Annotated in this window: 11 protein-coding genes; 10 read left to right on the top strand and 1 reads right to left on the bottom strand. The window is 63.9% G+C overall.

All coding sequences use genetic code 11. The annotated features are described in order from the left end of the window. Positions 1-46: 46 nt before the first annotated feature. The 10 genes from VMP31_RS15555 (at position 47) to VMP31_RS15510 (ending at position 13,767) form a co-directional block, all read left to right on the top strand. Complete coding sequence (locus VMP31_RS15555; RefSeq protein WP_325508612.1) at positions 47-1,474, top strand: sigma-54 dependent transcriptional regulator; 1,428 nt, start codon at positions 47-49, stop codon at positions 1,472-1,474. 713 nt (positions 1,475-2,187) lie between these two features. Further along, on the top strand, positions 2,188-3,594 hold the full coding sequence (locus tag VMP31_RS15550) for a polynucleotide adenylyltransferase PcnB (RefSeq protein WP_325508611.1): 1,407 nt from the start codon (positions 2,188-2,190) through the stop codon (positions 3,592-3,594). Next, positions 3,591-4,076, top strand: coding sequence for a 2-amino-4-hydroxy-6-hydroxymethyldihydropteridine diphosphokinase (gene folK / locus VMP31_RS15545; RefSeq protein WP_325508610.1), 486 nt, complete (start codon positions 3,591-3,593; stop codon positions 4,074-4,076). The genes VMP31_RS15550 and folK overlap by 4 nt, the downstream gene beginning before the upstream one ends. A 367-nt stretch (positions 4,077-4,443) precedes the next feature. Beyond that, on the top strand, positions 4,444-5,244 hold the full coding sequence (panB, locus tag VMP31_RS15540; protein ID WP_325508609.1) for a 3-methyl-2-oxobutanoate hydroxymethyltransferase: 801 nt from the start codon (positions 4,444-4,446) through the stop codon (positions 5,242-5,244). Further along, positions 5,241-6,101, top strand: a complete 861-nt coding sequence (panC, locus tag VMP31_RS15535; RefSeq protein WP_325508608.1) for a pantoate--beta-alanine ligase — start codon at positions 5,241-5,243, stop codon at positions 6,099-6,101. The genes panB and panC overlap by 4 nt, the downstream gene beginning before the upstream one ends. Positions 6,102-6,228: 127 nt before the next feature. Beyond that, positions 6,229-7,893, top strand: coding sequence for a glucose-6-phosphate isomerase (pgi, locus tag VMP31_RS15530; RefSeq protein ID WP_325508607.1), 1,665 nt, complete (start codon positions 6,229-6,231; stop codon positions 7,891-7,893). 112 nt (positions 7,894-8,005) lie between these two features. Next, positions 8,006-9,943, top strand: coding sequence for an acetate--CoA ligase (gene acs, locus VMP31_RS15525; RefSeq protein ID WP_325508606.1), 1,938 nt, complete (start codon positions 8,006-8,008; stop codon positions 9,941-9,943). 135 nt (positions 9,944-10,078) lie between these two features. Then, on the top strand, positions 10,079-10,957 hold the full coding sequence (locus VMP31_RS15520) for an oxygenase MpaB family protein (protein WP_325508605.1): 879 nt from the start codon (positions 10,079-10,081) through the stop codon (positions 10,955-10,957). A gap of 104 nt (positions 10,958-11,061) precedes the next feature. Then, entirely contained in the window at positions 11,062-12,240 is a 1,179-nt protein-coding gene (locus VMP31_RS15515) for an acetyl-CoA C-acetyltransferase (RefSeq protein WP_325508604.1), read from the top strand. A 357-nt stretch (positions 12,241-12,597) separates the two neighbouring features. Next, positions 12,598-13,767 carry a GGDEF domain-containing protein gene (locus VMP31_RS15510; protein WP_325508603.1) on the top strand — a complete coding sequence of 390 codons (1,170 nt, stop codon included), beginning with the start codon at positions 12,598-12,600 and terminating at the stop codon, positions 13,765-13,767. A 100-nt stretch (positions 13,768-13,867) separates the two neighbouring features. Here VMP31_RS15510 and VMP31_RS15505 read toward each other — a convergent pair whose 3' ends face one another. Further along, on the bottom strand, positions 13,868-14,572 hold the full coding sequence (locus tag VMP31_RS15505) for a DUF6901 family protein (RefSeq protein WP_325508602.1): 705 nt from the start codon (positions 14,570-14,572) through the stop codon (positions 13,868-13,870). Positions 14,573-14,706 lie beyond the last annotated feature (134 nt).

The raw sequence follows: 14,706 nt of genomic DNA, 5'->3' as shown, positions 1-14,706 counted from the left end.
CGCATGCTCTGTCTACCGGCTCCGAGACCGTCGAGAGACCGAATTGATGCCTCATATTTTGATCGTCGAAGACGAAACCATTATCCGCTCTGCCTTGCGCCGCCTGCTGGAACGAAACCAATACCAGGTCAGCGAAGCCGGTTCGGTGCAAGAGGCGCAGGAACGCTTCAGCATTCCCAGCTTCGACCTGATCGTCAGCGACCTGCGCCTGCCCGGCGCGCCCGGCACCGAGCTGATCAAGCTCAGCCAGGGCACCCCGGTGCTGATCATGACCAGCTATGCCAGCCTGCGTTCGGCGGTCGATTCAATGAAGATGGGCGCGGTGGACTATATCGCCAAGCCCTTCGACCACGACGAAATGCTCCAGGCCGTGGCGCGCATCCTGCGCGATCACCAGCAGGCCAAGAACGCCCCCAGCACCCCCGCTGCCAGCCCACGGGCCAGCGCCGACAAGGCGGTGGACAATAGCAACGGCGAAATCGGCATTATCGGCTCCTGCCCGGCCATGCAGGAGATGTACAGCAAGATCCGCAAGGTCGCGCCGACCGACTCCAACGTGCTGATCCAGGGCGAGTCCGGCACCGGTAAAGAGCTGGTAGCCCGCGCCCTGCACAACCTCTCGCGGCGCGCCAAGGCCCCGCTGATCTCGGTGAACTGCGCCGCCATCCCGGAAACCCTGATCGAGTCGGAATTGTTCGGCCATGAGAAAGGGGCCTTTACCGGAGCCAGCGCCGGCCGTGCCGGTCTGGTGGAAGCCGCCGACGGCGGCACCCTGTTCCTCGACGAAATCGGCGAACTGCCCCTGGAAGCCCAGGCCCGCCTGCTGCGCGTGCTGCAGGAAGGCGAGATTCGCCGGGTCGGCTCGGTGCAGTCGCAGAAGGTTGATGTGCGCCTGATCGCCGCGACCCACCGCGACCTCAAGAGCCTGGCCAAGATCGGCCAGTTCCGCGAAGACCTGTATTACCGCCTGCACGTGATCGCCCTCAAGCTGCCGCCCCTGCGCGAGCGCGGGACCGACGTGATCGAGATCGCCCGGGCCTTCCTGATCCGCCAGTGCAACCGCCAGGGCCGCAACGACCTGAGCTTTGCCATCGATGCCGAACAGGCAATCCGTCACTACCCCTGGCCGGGCAACGTGCGTGAACTGGAAAATGCCATTGAACGCGCGGTGATTCTCTGCGAGGGCAGCAGCATCTCGGCGGAGCTGCTGGGCATCGATATCGAGCTCGACGACCTGGAAGACGACTTCACCGGCCTGCCCGCCCAGGCCAGCGGCCTGGGTCACGAGCCCAGCGAGCCGACCGAAGACCTGTCCCTGGAAGACTACTTCCAGCACTTTGTCCTCGAACACCAGGACCACATGACCGAGACCGAACTGGCACGCAAGCTCGGTATCAGCCGCAAGTGCCTGTGGGAACGCCGCCAGCGCCTAGGCATCCCCCGGCGCAAATCCTCGGGTGCCGCCGCGGGCTAAACAGCGCGCGCAGGGTGACAAATCACCCTGCGCGAGGTTCCCCAGCTTGTTACCCCTTCAACACCTAGTAACAAAAGCCGGGTCTTACGGTAACGAGAACCCGGCTTTTTTAGCCCATCGCATCACACACAGAAATCGCAACGCCTTGTTTTTAAAGGGATTTCAAAAACTGGCACGGGTTCTGCTTTATTGCTAGTACAAGAACAATAACAAGCACGCACCACCCTAATAAAAATAAGACATATCGACTCCAGCACAATAAGAACAACAACGCGGAGGCGCAGCTAACTGATTCTTTTGGAAAGGAATTGCCTTTGGGGCTTGCCCCATAACCAGGCCGAGAACAATAAAACTGTCATAAGGCAGTGCCTGAACTGGTTAGATCACGATGTGATCAGGGTAGCGTCAGCATCCAAAGAAATCCGTTTGCTCTTGACTCCCAGCCTGGGAGGTTTTCCAAAAGTCACTGACTGGATGGAACGGGTAAACCAACAAAAACAACTAGCCCGCCATAATAATAAAAATAGAGCACGCACCAATTTGGGGGGGAGCTTCGGCTCCCCCAGTAGCTTCCGCGTTTTGCCAAGCTCACCGCCTTTCCTGCAGCAATCCCTCGACTCTCCTACACCCTCCCCCGACTCAATGCTAGAATCCGCGCCATTCCTGCGGCCGGCATATACTCTGGCCAGTCATTTAGTCAAACAGTGCCTCCCATGCTGAAAAAGCTGTTCAAGTCCTTTCGTTCCCCCCTGCGCCGCGGCAAACACTCGCATAGCACCCCCGAAGTGCTAAGCAGCAGCCAGCACCCGATCGAGCGCAGGGAAATCAGTCGCTATGCCACTAGCGTGGTCGAACGCCTGCAACAGGCCGGCTATCAGGCCTATCTGGTCGGTGGCTGCGTACGTGACCTGCTGCTGGATATCGATCCCAAGGATTTCGACGTCGCCACCAGCGCCACGCCCGAGCAGGTACGCGCCGAGTTCCGTAACGCACGGGTGATCGGCCGGCGTTTCAAGCTGGTGCACGTGCACTTCGGCCGCGAGATCATCGAAGTGGCCACCTTCCGCGCCAATCATCCCGAAGGCGATGAAGAAGAGAACAGCAATCTGTCTTCGCGCAACGAAAGCGGCCGCATCCTGCGCGACAATATTTACGGCAGCCTGGAAGACGACGCCCAGCGCCGCGACTTCACCATCAATGCGCTGTATTACGATCCCAGCACCGAGCGCATTCTCGATTACGCCAATGGCGTGCACGATATCCGCAACCACCTGATCCGCCTGATCGGCGATCCGACCAAGCGCTACCAGGAAGACCCGGTGCGCATGCTGCGGGCGGTGCGCTTTGCCGCCAAGCTGGATTTCGATATCGAGAAACACAGCGCCGCGCCGATCTACAAGCTGGCCCCGATGCTGCGGGAAATCCCCGCCGCACGCCTGTTCGAGGAAGTGCTCAAGCTGTTCCTCGCCGGTTACGCGGTCTACACCTATGAACTGCTGGTGGACTACGGCCTGTTTGGCGAGCTGTTCCCGGCCAGTGCCGCAGCCCTCAAGCACAACCCGGATTACACCGACCAGCTGATCCGCAACGCCCTGAGCAACACCGACCTGCGCATCCAGCAAGGCAAGACCGTCACCCCGGCCTTCCTCTTTGCCGCCCTACTCTGGCCTGCGCTGCCGGCCCGGGTAATCAAGCTGCAGGATCGCGGCATGCCGCCGATCCCGGCCATGCAGGAAGCCGCTCACGAACTGATCAGCGAACAGTGCCTGCGCATCGCCGTGCCCAAGCGCTTTACCCTGCCGATCCGCGAGATTTGGGATATGCAGGAGCGTCTGCCACGCCGCAGCGGCAAGCGCGCTGACATGCTGCTGGAAAACCCACGCTTCCGCGCCGGCTACGATTTCCTCCTGCTGCGCGAAAGCGCCGGCGAAGAAACCGATGGCCTGGGCGAATGGTGGACCCTCTACCAGGACGCCAGCGACAGCGAGCGCCGCGGCATGATCCGCGACCTCAGCAGCAAGGACGATGGCCCCGGTACACCGCGCAAGCGCAAGCGCAGCAGTAGCAAGCGCAAACGCAGCCCGGCGGCGGACGGCAGCAGCCCCAGCGCTGGCGAATGATGGAACGAGTCTATATCGGCCTGGGCAGCAACCTGGCCGATCCACTCGCCCAACTGCGTAGCGCCCTGGCAGCGCTGGCGGCCCTGCCGCAGACGAGCCTGGCGACGCAGTCCTGCTTTTATGCCAGCGACCCGCTGGGCCCGGCAGACCAGCCGCGCTACGTAAATGCGGTGGCCGCACTGGACACCGATCTCAGCCCCCTGGAACTGCTCGACGCTCTGCAAACCATCGAGCTGGAACAGGGTCGCATGCGCAAGGCCGAACGCTGGGGCCCACGCACCCTGGATCTGGATATCCTGCTATTCGGCGAACGCCAGCTGGATGAACCGCGCCTGACCGTGCCCCACTACCATATGCACGCCCGCGCCTTCGTCCTCTACCCCCTGGCGGAAATCGCCCCACAGCTGCGCCTGCCGGACGGCCGCACCCTTGGCGAACTGCTCGCCGCCTGCCCCTTCGAAGGCCTCGAGCGGCTCTCCTAGCGGGAGAGCTCAGAGCTCGGCCGCGCAGTGGTATCCATGCTGCCGGGCTCATTGACTACCGTAGGATGGGTGATAACCCATCAATCGCCCGATGGGTTATCACCCATCCTACGACCTACTCGCTGCCTGCCCCTATGCGAATCTGCAACACCTGAACCGAGCCGCTGACAAGCACCTGCCATGGCCCTCGACGTGCTTTATTGGCGGTAACGCCAGTAACAGGCCGGTAACACCTGCAATTGACTTCCAGCCGCCCCATCAGGACTATAGGCGTCCCGTTGCCCCGCACCGGTGCAATTCGAGGCCAATGCAGGCCAACTTGAGGCAGTACGACTGCCGACTGAACGCCTGAGTGAGGACAGTTTTCATGCCTGATGTAACCCTGACCACCCTGCACAGCCTCAAGCAGAGCGGCGAGAAAATCGCCATGCTGACCTGCTATGACGCCACCTTCGCCCAGGCCGCCTGTGAGGCCGGGGTCGATGTACTGCTGGTGGGCGACTCCCTGGGTATGGTCCTGCAGGGCCATGACAGCACCCTGCCGGTCAGCGTGAGCGATATGGCCTACCACACCGCCTGCGTCAAACGCGGCAACCGGGGTGCACTGATCCTCGCCGACCTGCCCTTTATGGCCTATGCCACCATTGAGCAAACCCTCAACAACTGCGCAGCACTGATGCAGGCCGGCGCGCATATGGTCAAGCTCGAAGGCGCGGCCTGGCTGGCCGAACCGATTCGCCAGCTGGCCGAACGCGGCGTGCCGGTGTGCGCGCACCTGGGGCTGACGCCGCAGGCGGTGAATATCCTCGGTGGTTACAAGGTCCAGGGCCGTCAGGAATCCCAGGCGCGGCAGATGCGCGCCGACGCCATGGCTCTGGAGCAGGCCGGCGCAGCCATGCTGCTGCTCGAATGCGTGCCCAGCGAACTGGCCGCGGAAATCAGTCAGGCGGTGAAGATTCCGGTGATCGGCATCGGTGCCGGCGGCGCAACAGACGGCCAGGTACTAGTGCTGCACGATATGCTCGGGCTGTCCCTGAGCGGCCGCACGCCGAAGTTCGTGAAGAACTTTATGGCCGGCCAGAGCAGCATCCAGCATGCCCTCAGCGCCTATGTCAAAGCGGTCAAGGACCAAAGTTTCCCAGCAGCCGAACACGGGTTTTCTGCATGAACACAGTTAAAAGCGTGCGCGAGTTGCGCGCCGCCATTGCCCAGGCCCGCAGTGAGGGCAAACAGATCGGTTTCGTGCCGACCATGGGTAACCTGCACGCCGGCCATGCCGCCCTGGTGGCCAAAGCCGCCCAGCGCGCCGACTTCGTGGTCGCCAGCATCTTCGTCAACCCGCTGCAGTTCGGCCCCAGCGAAGATCTGGACAAGTACCCGCGGACTCTGGTCGCCGACCAGGAAAAGCTCTTTGAAGCCGGCTGCAACCTGCTGTTTACCCCGGATGTCGAGGAGATGTACCCCCACGGCCTGGCCGGCCAGACCCGGGTCAGCGTTGCTGGTGTCTCCGAAGGGCTGTGCGGGGCCAGCCGCCCTGGGCATTTCGAAGGCGTGTCCACGGTGGTGACCAAGCTGTTCAATATGGTCCAGCCGGACCTGGCCGTGTTCGGCCAGAAAGACTTCCAGCAACTGGCGGTGATCCGCACCCTGGTGCGCGACCTCAATATGCCGATCCAGATCATCGGCGAAGCCACGGTGCGCGCCGAGGATGGCCTGGCGCTGTCGTCGCGCAACGGTTATCTCAATGCCGAACAGCGCGCCGCAGCCCCCACCCTGTATCGCAGCCTGGAGCAGATCGCCAGCGCCATCCAGGCCGGCGAGCGCGACTACCCCAGGTTGATCGCCCAGGCTCAGCAACTGCAGAGCGCGGCCGGTTTCCGCCCCGACTACCTGGAAATCCGCGAGTCGAACAACCTGCGCCCGGCCAGCGCCGAAGACCGACAGTTGGTGATCCTGGTCGCGGCGTTTATCGGCAGCACCCGGCTGATCGACAACCTGACCCTCGAGCTGGACCCCAGCGCCTGAGCCTGGCCGGGTAAACCACGCGCCTGACGGTTGCCTGCTCCCCGCCCCCGCCAGTTACACTCGAGGCCCGGATTGTTCCGGGCCTTTTGCTTTTTCGCGACAGTCCACGACAAGGAACCCTTCACCAATGGCCTATTACCAGCACCCGCATGACGTCACTCAGCTTCCCGCCTGGCAGGCGCTGCGCCAGCACCGCGAGCAGATGAACGACTTCAGCATGCGCGAGGCCTTTGCCAGCGACCCACAGCGTTTTGAGCGTTTTTCCCTGAGCAGCTGTGGCCTGCTGCTGGATTACTCGAAGAACCTGGCCAACGAGAAAACCCTGGAACTGCTGGTGCAACTGGCCGAGCAGGCCGGTCTGGGCGAGTCGATCAAGGCCCAGTTCAACGGTGAGCGAGTCAATGCCTCGGAAGGCCGCGCGGCTCTGCACACAGCCCTGCGCAGCCCCATCGGCAAGCGCCTGGAGCTGGACGGGGTCGACCTGATCCCGCAGGTGCACCGGGTACTCAACCAGATGACCGAACTGGTCAGCCGTATCCACAGCGGCCTGTGGCGCGGCTATAGCGAAAAACCCATCACCGAAGTGGTGAATATCGGCATCGGCGGCTCCTTCCTCGGCCCGCAGCTGGTTTCCGAAGCGCTGCGCCCGTTCACCCAGCGCGGCGTGCGCTGCCATTATCTGGCCAATATCGACGGCAGCGAATTCCGCGACCTGACCGCCCGGCTGAACCCGGAAACCACCCTGTTTATCGTCTCGTCCAAGTCCTTCGGCACCCTCGAGACCCTGAAAAACACCCTGGCGGCGCGCGACTGGTACCTGGCCATGGGCGGCCCGGAAGCCGAGCTGCACAAGCACTTTATCGCGGTAACCAGCAACCAGCAGGCCGCCATCGAGTTCGGTATCAAGGCTGAGAACATCTTCCCGATGTGGGACTGGGTCGGCGGCCGCTATTCCTTGTGGTCGGCCATCGGCCTGCCCATCGCCCTGGCCATCGGCATTTCCAACTTCAAGGAACTGCTGGCCGGGGCCTACGCCATGGATCAGCATTTCGCCCAGGCCCCGCTGGCGCAGAACATGCCAGTGCTGATGGCCCTGCTGGGCATCTGGTACGGCAATTTCTGGGATGCCACCAGCCAGGCCATCCTGCCCTACGACCACTACCTGCGTAACTTCACCAAGCACCTGCAGCAGCTGGACATGGAATCCAACGGCAAGTCGGTGCGTCAGGACGGCAGCGCGGTGAACTTCAGCACCGGGCCGGTGATCTGGGGCGGGGTCGGCTGTAACGGTCAGCACGCCTACCACCAGCTGCTGCACCAGGGCACCCAGCTGATCCCGGCCGACTTTATCGTCCCGGTAAACAGCTTCAGCCCCCTGGCCGACCACCACCAGTGGCTGTTCGCCAACTGCCTGTCCCAGGCCCAGGCCCTGATGCACGGCAAGACCCGCGCCGAGGCCGAGGCTGAACTGCGCGCCAAGGGCCTGGACGAGGACGAAGTGCAGCGCCTGGCCCCGCACAAGGAAATTTCCGGCAACCGCCCGAGCAATATCCTCGTGCTGACCCGCGTGGCCCCTTATAACCTGGGGGCGCTGATCGCCCTGTACGAGCACAAGGTGTATGTGCAGAGCGCCATCTGGGGCACCAACGCCTTCGACCAGTGGGGCGTCGAACTGGGCAAGGAACTCGGCCTGGGGGTCTACCAGCGCCTCATCGGCCAGCTCGACGATCCCGCCAGCGACGCCTCGACTCAGGGTCTGATCCGTCACTTCCGCGAGCGTCATCGCGGCTGACGGCTGCACTCCGGTGCCGGGCCTTGGCGGGGCACGGCACCAGCACTTGAACCAAGCACCCGCTTGGGTGCACCCTTGGGGGTATCGCGGAACACAACAACAAGGACCCGCCATGTTCGAGATCACCCGTCATCCCGTCACAGACGCCATGCGCCAGCGTGCCCATATCAACGACGACGATTACCAGCGCTTGTACCGGCAGTCGGTCGAACAACCGGATCTCTTCTGGGCCGAGCAGGCGAAAAGCTTCCTCGACTGGTTCAAACCCTGGGACAGCATCCAGCAAGGCGACCTGCTCAGCGGCCAGGGCAGCTGGTTCAAGGGCGGGCAACTGAATGTCAGCTACAACTGCATCGACCGCCACCTGGCCACCCGCGGCGAGCAGATCGCCCTGATCTGGGAAGGCGACAACCCCGCCGAATCGGCCAATATCACCTACAACAAGCTGCACAGCCACGTCTGCCGCCTGGCCAACGTGCTGAAAAGCCGTGGGGTGAAGAAAGGCGATCGAGTGTGCATCTATATGCCGATGATCCCCGAGGCCACCTACGCCATGCTGGCCTGCACGCGCATCGGCGCAGTGCATTCGGTGGTGTTCGGCGGCTTCTCCCCGGACGCCCTGCGCGACCGCATTCTGGATGCCGACTGCCGCACGGTGATTACCGCCGATGAAGGCGTGCGCGGCGGTAAATACGTGGCGCTCAAGACCAACGTCGACAAGGCCCTGCAGAGCTGCCCGGATGTCAGCACCGTGGTGGTGGTCGAGCGCACCCAGGGCGAGATCGACTGGGTGGAAGGCCGCGATATCTGGTACCACAAGGCCCTGCACGAGGCCTCCAGCGACTGCCCTGCCGAACCCATGGACGCCGAGGACCCGCTGTTTATCCTCTACACCTCGGGCTCCACCGGCAAACCCAAGGGCGTGCTGCACAGCACCGGCGGCTATCTGCTGATGGCCGCCATGACTCATAAGTACGTGTTCGACTACCACGAAGGCGATATCTACTGGTGCACCGCCGATGTCGGCTGGGTCACCGGCCACAGCTATATCGTCTACGGCCCGCTGGCCAACGGGGCCACCAGCCTGATGTTCGAAGGCGTGCCGAACTACCCGGACGCCTCGCGCTTCTGGCAGGTGATCGACAAACACCAAGTGAATATCTTCTACACCGCCCCCACCGCCCTGCGTGCACTGATGCGCGAGGGTGAGGGCCCGGTCAAGACCACCTCGCGGGCCAGCCTGCGCCTGCTCGGCTCGGTGGGCGAACCGATCAATCCGGAAGCCTGGGAGTGGTATTACAACGTGGTCGGCGAACGCCGCTGCCCCATCGTCGACACCTGGTGGCAGACCGAAACCGGCGCCATCCTGATCACCCCGCTGCCCGGCGCCACCGACCTCAAACCCGGCTCGGCGACCCGCCCCTTCTTCGGCGTGCAGCCGGTGCTGCTGGACGAACAGGGCAAGGAAATCGACGGTCCTGGCTCAGGCGTACTGGCGATCAAGGACAGCTGGCCGAGCCAGATCCGCAGCGTCTACGGCGACCATCTGCGGATGATCGACACCTACCTCAAGCCCTACCCCGGCTACTACTTCAGCGGCGACGGCGCACGCCGCGACGAGGACGGTTACTACTGGATCACTGGGCGGGTGGACGACGTGATCAACGTCTCCGGCCACCGCATCGGCACCGCCGAAGTGGAAAGCGCCCTGGTGCTACACGACGCGGTCGCTGAAGCCGCGGTGGTCGGCTACCCGCATGACCTCAAGGGCCAGGGCATCTATGCCTTTGTCACCCCGATGAACGGTGTGGAGATCGACGAGAAGCTGAAGAAAGAGCTGCTGGCCTTGGTCGGCAAGGAGATCGGCGGCTTCGCCAGACCCGAGCTGATCCAGTGGGCACCGGGCCTGCCGAAAACCCGTTCGGGCAAGATCATGCGGCGTATTCTGCGCAAGATCGCCTGCAACGAGCTGGATACCCTTGGCGATATCTCGACCCTGGCCGACCCCAGCGTGGTAGACAGCCTGATTGAGCAGCGGCTGAACCGGTAGGCCGCTAGCACCCAAGCCCAACGAGTGGCTTAGCTGGACGGCAACATCGCCTGGCAATCCGCTCGTTGGGCTTCGCTGCGCTCAGCGGAACGCCGCCCGCCCCAACCTACCCATTTGCCGAGCTTCTGCCCCCCCATGGAATTTCTTCGCCGCCAGATCGAAAGCCAGGTACTCAGCCTGAGCGGTATCGCCCTCGGCCAGATCGACTTCGAAAAGCCCCAGGACGACCCCGGTCTATTCGGCCCCGATTCGGTGAGCTGGCAGGTGCATGGTGACTTCACCAGCATGCTGATCGGCGGCATCAGCGCCCTGCTCCTGCAAGCCCTGCACCCACTGGCCCTGGCCGGGGTGTGGGACCACTCCAACTTTCGTGAGGACCTGCTCGGTCGCCTGCGCCGCACCGGACAATTTATTTCCGGCACCACCTACGGCGCGCGCGCCGATGCCGACTGGCTGATCGAACGGGTCAAGACCATCCACCTCAAGGTCAGCGGCACCGCCCCCGATGGCCGCGCCTATGCCGCTAGCGACCCGGCGCTGCTGACCTGGGTGCATGTGGCCGAGGTGCACAGTTTTCTCCAGGCCCATCTGCGCTACCGCAACCCGCAGCTATCCGGCGCGGATCAGGACCGCTACTACGGGGAAATCGCCCTGATCGCCGAACGCCTGGGCGCTACTCAGGTGCCGCGCTCACGGGTCGAAGTCGCTGCCTACCTGACGGCGGTGCGCCCTGAGCTGCTCTGCGATGAGCGCTCCCTGGAAATTCTGCGCATCCTGCGGGGCGCCCCGGCCCCCAGCGCCCTGGCGGCACCAGCGGCCAGGCTGTTGCTGCAGGCCGGCACCGACCTGCTGCCGACCTGGGCCCAGGCTATGCTCGGCCAGCAGATCAGCCCGCTGCGCAGTCGCCTGATTCAGGGCGGCGTACACAGCCTGGCTCCGGTGCTGCGCTGGGCCGTGCGCAGCGGTGCCATCCACCGCGCGCGCAAACGCCTGCAGCTGCCGCCAGGCGGCTAAGCGGACGGCTGACCGGCCGGTTCGCGTACTGGCCGGCAGCAAAGCCTCTGTGCCAACATAGCGGCCTTTCGCGGCCTGCCGCGCCCCAAGATGAGGATCGCCCTATGCAAGACGTCGTCATAGTCGCCGCCACCCGTACCGCCACCGGCAGCTTCCAGGGTGCCCTGGCCAGCATCCCCGCCCCCGAACTGGGCGCAGCGGTGATCCGCCAGCTGCTGGCGCAAACCGGCCTGGACGGCGCGCAGGTCGACGAAGTGATCCTCGGCCAGGTGCTGACCGCTGGCAGTGGGCAGAACCCGGCGCGCCAGGCGGTGATTCTCGCCGGCCTGCCCCATGCTGTACCGGCCCTGACCCTGAACAAGGTCTGCGGTTCGGGCCTGAAAGCCCTGCATCTGGCCGCCCAGGCAATCCGCTGCGGCGATGCCGAGGTGATGATCGCCGGCGGCATGGAGAATATGAGCCTGTCGCCCTATGTCCTGCCCAAGGCCCGCACCGGCCTGCGCATGGGCCATGCGCAGATGCTCGACACAATGATCGTCGACGGCCTGTGGGACGCCTTCAACGACTACCATATGGGCATCACCGCCGAGAACCTGGTGGACAAATACGCCATCAGCCGCGAAGAGCAGGACGCCTTCGCCGCCGCTTCCCAGCAGAAAGCCTGCGCCGCCATCGAGTCCGGGCGCTTCGTGGATGAAATCACCCCGATCCTGATTCCCCAGCGCAAGGGCGACCCCATCGCCTTCGCCACTGACGAACAACCCCGCGCCGGCACTACGGCCGAGTCGTTAGGCAAGCTGAAGCCCGCATTCAAGAAAGACGGCAGCGTCACCGCCGGCAACGCCTCCAGCCTTAACGATGGGGCCGCCGCGGTGCTGCTGATGAGCGCCGCCAAAGCCGAGGCCCTAGGCCTGCCGGTATTGGCGAAGATCGCGGCTTACGCCAACGCCGGCGTCGACCCGGCGATCATGGGCATCGGCCCGGTCAGCGCCACCCAGCGTTGCTTGGCCAAGGCCGGCTGGCAGCTCGACGAGCTGGACCTGATCGAAGCCAACGAGGCCTTCGCCGCCCAGGCCCTGGCCGTCGGCAAAGAACTGGGCTGGGACGCCAGCAAGGTCAACGTCAACGGCGGTGCCATCGCCCTCGGCCACCCGATTGGCGGCTCCGGTTGCCGGATTCTGGTGACCCTGCTGCACGAGATGATCAAGCGCGACGCCAAAAAGGGCCTGGCCACCCTGTGCATCGGCGGCGGTCAAGGCGTGGCGCTGGCCATCGAACGCTAGGCTGCACGCCCATTACCCGCATTGGCAGCGCCAGCGGGCACTGGAAAAGAAGCCCTGATCGCTAAACGCCGGTTCCCGGAAATAACGGGAATCGGCATTTTTCTTGGTGATGTAGCCGTTACGTGTTGCAGGGGTAACTTGCCGTAGAAGCCGCAATGGATAGGCCGCACCGCGCACCAAGGTTCTGCAGCTGACGCTGGTGCGCACCGGCGCACCCTACGGAGCAGGCCCCTTCGCCCGCTGCCTGGCGGCATACAGACTCTGCTCGCATCGCCTTGGCGATAAAAGCCCTGTAACTTACGCGCCATCCCGGAGCGCCGATGCGACCCCACACCTGAGTAAAACGGAGCACACGCGTTGCATATCGGCGGTATCGACTGGCAGGCCCTGCAACGGACTCAGCGGCAATGGAGCGCCCTGCAGCTGGAACAGAATCTACACCGCCTGAAGCTGGCTGCGCCCATCGCACCGCCGGTCAACCTGCTGCATATCTGGATGTTCTGGGGCCGCCCGGCGCAGTCGGCCAACGAGGCGCTGTGGGTGCAGGGCATCATCTTCGCCCATGCCGCCATGCTGCTGTTTTTCGGCCTACTGGCCCTGGCCACTTGGTGGCTCAATCGCCACCCGCACCTGGCGCGGCTGCGCCAGGCCTGCATCACTGTCGGCATCCTCGGCACCCTGGGTTTTGCCGCGCTGATCAGCAGCATCGACCAACTGGTGACCAGCAATATCACCCCGCTGCTGGTAGGTTGCACCCTGGTGGCACTGGTGTTTCTGCATCGCCCGCTACCCGCCCTGCTGCTATTTTCCACGACCCTGGGCCTGTTTATCTGGGCCATAGGGCAAACCCAGAGCGACCCCGCCCTGCTGCTCAGCAACCGGGTCAACGGCCTGTCCATCTGCGCCATTGCCCTGGCCCTGGCTTGGTCGCAGTGGCACCACTTCGTGCAAATCCACACCCAGCAACAACGCCTGGAGGCCCAGCAACAGTTGCTGGAACAACAGAACGCCCGCCTCAGCTACCTGGCCGAACACGACCCGCTGAGCGGCCTGCTAAACCGCCGCGCCTTCGGCGAGATCGTCGCCCACGAACTGCTGCGCGCCGAACGCAACCAGCAGCCGCTGTGCCTGCTGATGCTCGATCTCGATCACTTCAAGCAGATCAACGACCAGTACGGTCATCCGCTGGGCGACCGGGTGATCCGTCAGACCGCCACCCTGCTGGCCAGCCAGGTGCGGGCCAGCGACAGCCTGGCGCGTATTGGTGGTGAGGAGTTTGTCCTGTTGCTGCCCGAGTGCGACCTACAGCAGGGCCTGCAAATCGCCGAGCTGCTGCGCCAGAGCGTGGAACAGCAACTGCGGCAGTTCGAGGGCCAGGAACTGGCGCTGACCGTGAGCATCGGCCTGGTGGCTGTCCCGGTCGGCCAGGCGTGCAGCTATGAACGCCTGTACGCCGCCAGCGACCGAGCGCTGTACCAGGCCAAGCACAATGGCCGTAACCGGGTGGAAGGGGCGTTGCTGGACTAATCAACCCAGCAGCGAAGCAGCCCGAAATCTCGCCTGGAGAAGGCGCGGCACAATCGTCTTTGGCTCACGCCCGTGGTACTGCGTCGCTAGGCCACCGTACTCAGCCGCCCTCAGGGCCTTCCAGGTACTCGGCAAAGAAGCGGTCCAGCTCGCCGTCATAACGGTCGAGGCTATACAGGGTGTCGGCGGCCAGCAGGTCGAGCAGGATCAGGCCATTGATGCTGGAGTCCTCCTCGGCGGCGGAGCGCAACCGCTGGGCCATGCCCAGATTGACCTGGCGCAGGTTGCGGTAGACCGTGCGCAGCCCTTCCAGGTCCCAGTCCGCGGTCAAGCCATGTTGAGTGCGCAGATACTGGCCCAGCAGGTAGCTGCCCAACACCCGGTACAGGGTCTCGTCGCTGCCGCTGAACGGCTGGTGAAACCAGGCCATGGCCTTGAGCAGCCGGGTATGCGGGCAACCGCTGGCCGCGCCAATGGCCCCCAGCAGCGAGCCTGCCGCACGCTGCAAGGTGGTGTGCTGGCGGATTTCCCGGTCGCGCCAACGCACCAGCACTTCCACCGGCTCGAACGAGGCATGGCTGGCCAACATGCTGACCGGTTGCTGCAGGGCCGCCGCAAAAGGACAGAGCGCACTATCCTTGACGGACAGGGGGCAATGCGGGCACTGCTGAAAATCCAGGCGAGCCCAGGCCGCCGCCGCGGCCGAAGCGGATTCCCCCTGCAGATCGACGCTGTGCTCCAGCGTTTGCCCGTCTGCGAAGGTGAAACGGTAGGCAATCAGTCTTTCACTCTCGGCATGAGGCATGGTCTAACCTGACTTATTGACTAAGCAGCGCAGATGGTAGCACCTGGCCATGAATGTCATATTTATGGCGTCTTAATTCTGGCTACCCTGGGTTATTCGATTAATACTCTAGCCCAAGAGTCCAGTCATGCCGT

The organism is Pseudomonas sp., from assembly GCF_035512415.1.
Lineage (GTDB): Bacteria > Pseudomonadota > Gammaproteobacteria > Pseudomonadales > Pseudomonadaceae > Aquipseudomonas.
Note: the sequence above shows the minus strand (reverse complement) of the source record. Positions and strands in the feature narration are given on the sequence as shown.

What these genes read in the sequence shown, in the direction of transcription:
- pgi (WP_325508607.1), top strand. Translation starts at nt 6,229, where the DNA reads ATGGCCTATTACCAGCACCCGCATGACGTCACTCAGCTTCCCGCCTGG.
- VMP31_RS15555 (WP_325508612.1), top strand. Translation starts at nt 47, where the DNA reads ATGCCTCATATTTTGATCGTCGAAGACGAAACCATTATCCGCTCTGCC.
- VMP31_RS15550 (WP_325508611.1), top strand. Translation starts at nt 2,188, where the DNA reads ATGCTGAAAAAGCTGTTCAAGTCCTTTCGTTCCCCCCTGCGCCGCGGC.
- panB (WP_325508609.1), top strand. Translation starts at nt 4,444, where the DNA reads ATGCCTGATGTAACCCTGACCACCCTGCACAGCCTCAAGCAGAGCGGC.
- VMP31_RS15520 (WP_325508605.1), top strand. Translation starts at nt 10,079, where the DNA reads ATGGAATTTCTTCGCCGCCAGATCGAAAGCCAGGTACTCAGCCTGAGC.
- folK (WP_325508610.1), top strand. Translation starts at nt 3,591, where the DNA reads ATGATGGAACGAGTCTATATCGGCCTGGGCAGCAACCTGGCCGATCCA.
- acs (WP_325508606.1), top strand. Translation starts at nt 8,006, where the DNA reads ATGTTCGAGATCACCCGTCATCCCGTCACAGACGCCATGCGCCAGCGT.
- VMP31_RS15505 (WP_325508602.1), bottom strand. Translation starts at nt 14,572, where the DNA reads ATGCCTCATGCCGAGAGTGAAAGACTGATTGCCTACCGTTTCACCTTC.
- panC (WP_325508608.1), top strand. Translation starts at nt 5,241, where the DNA reads ATGAACACAGTTAAAAGCGTGCGCGAGTTGCGCGCCGCCATTGCCCAG.
- VMP31_RS15515 (WP_325508604.1), top strand. Translation starts at nt 11,062, where the DNA reads ATGCAAGACGTCGTCATAGTCGCCGCCACCCGTACCGCCACCGGCAGC.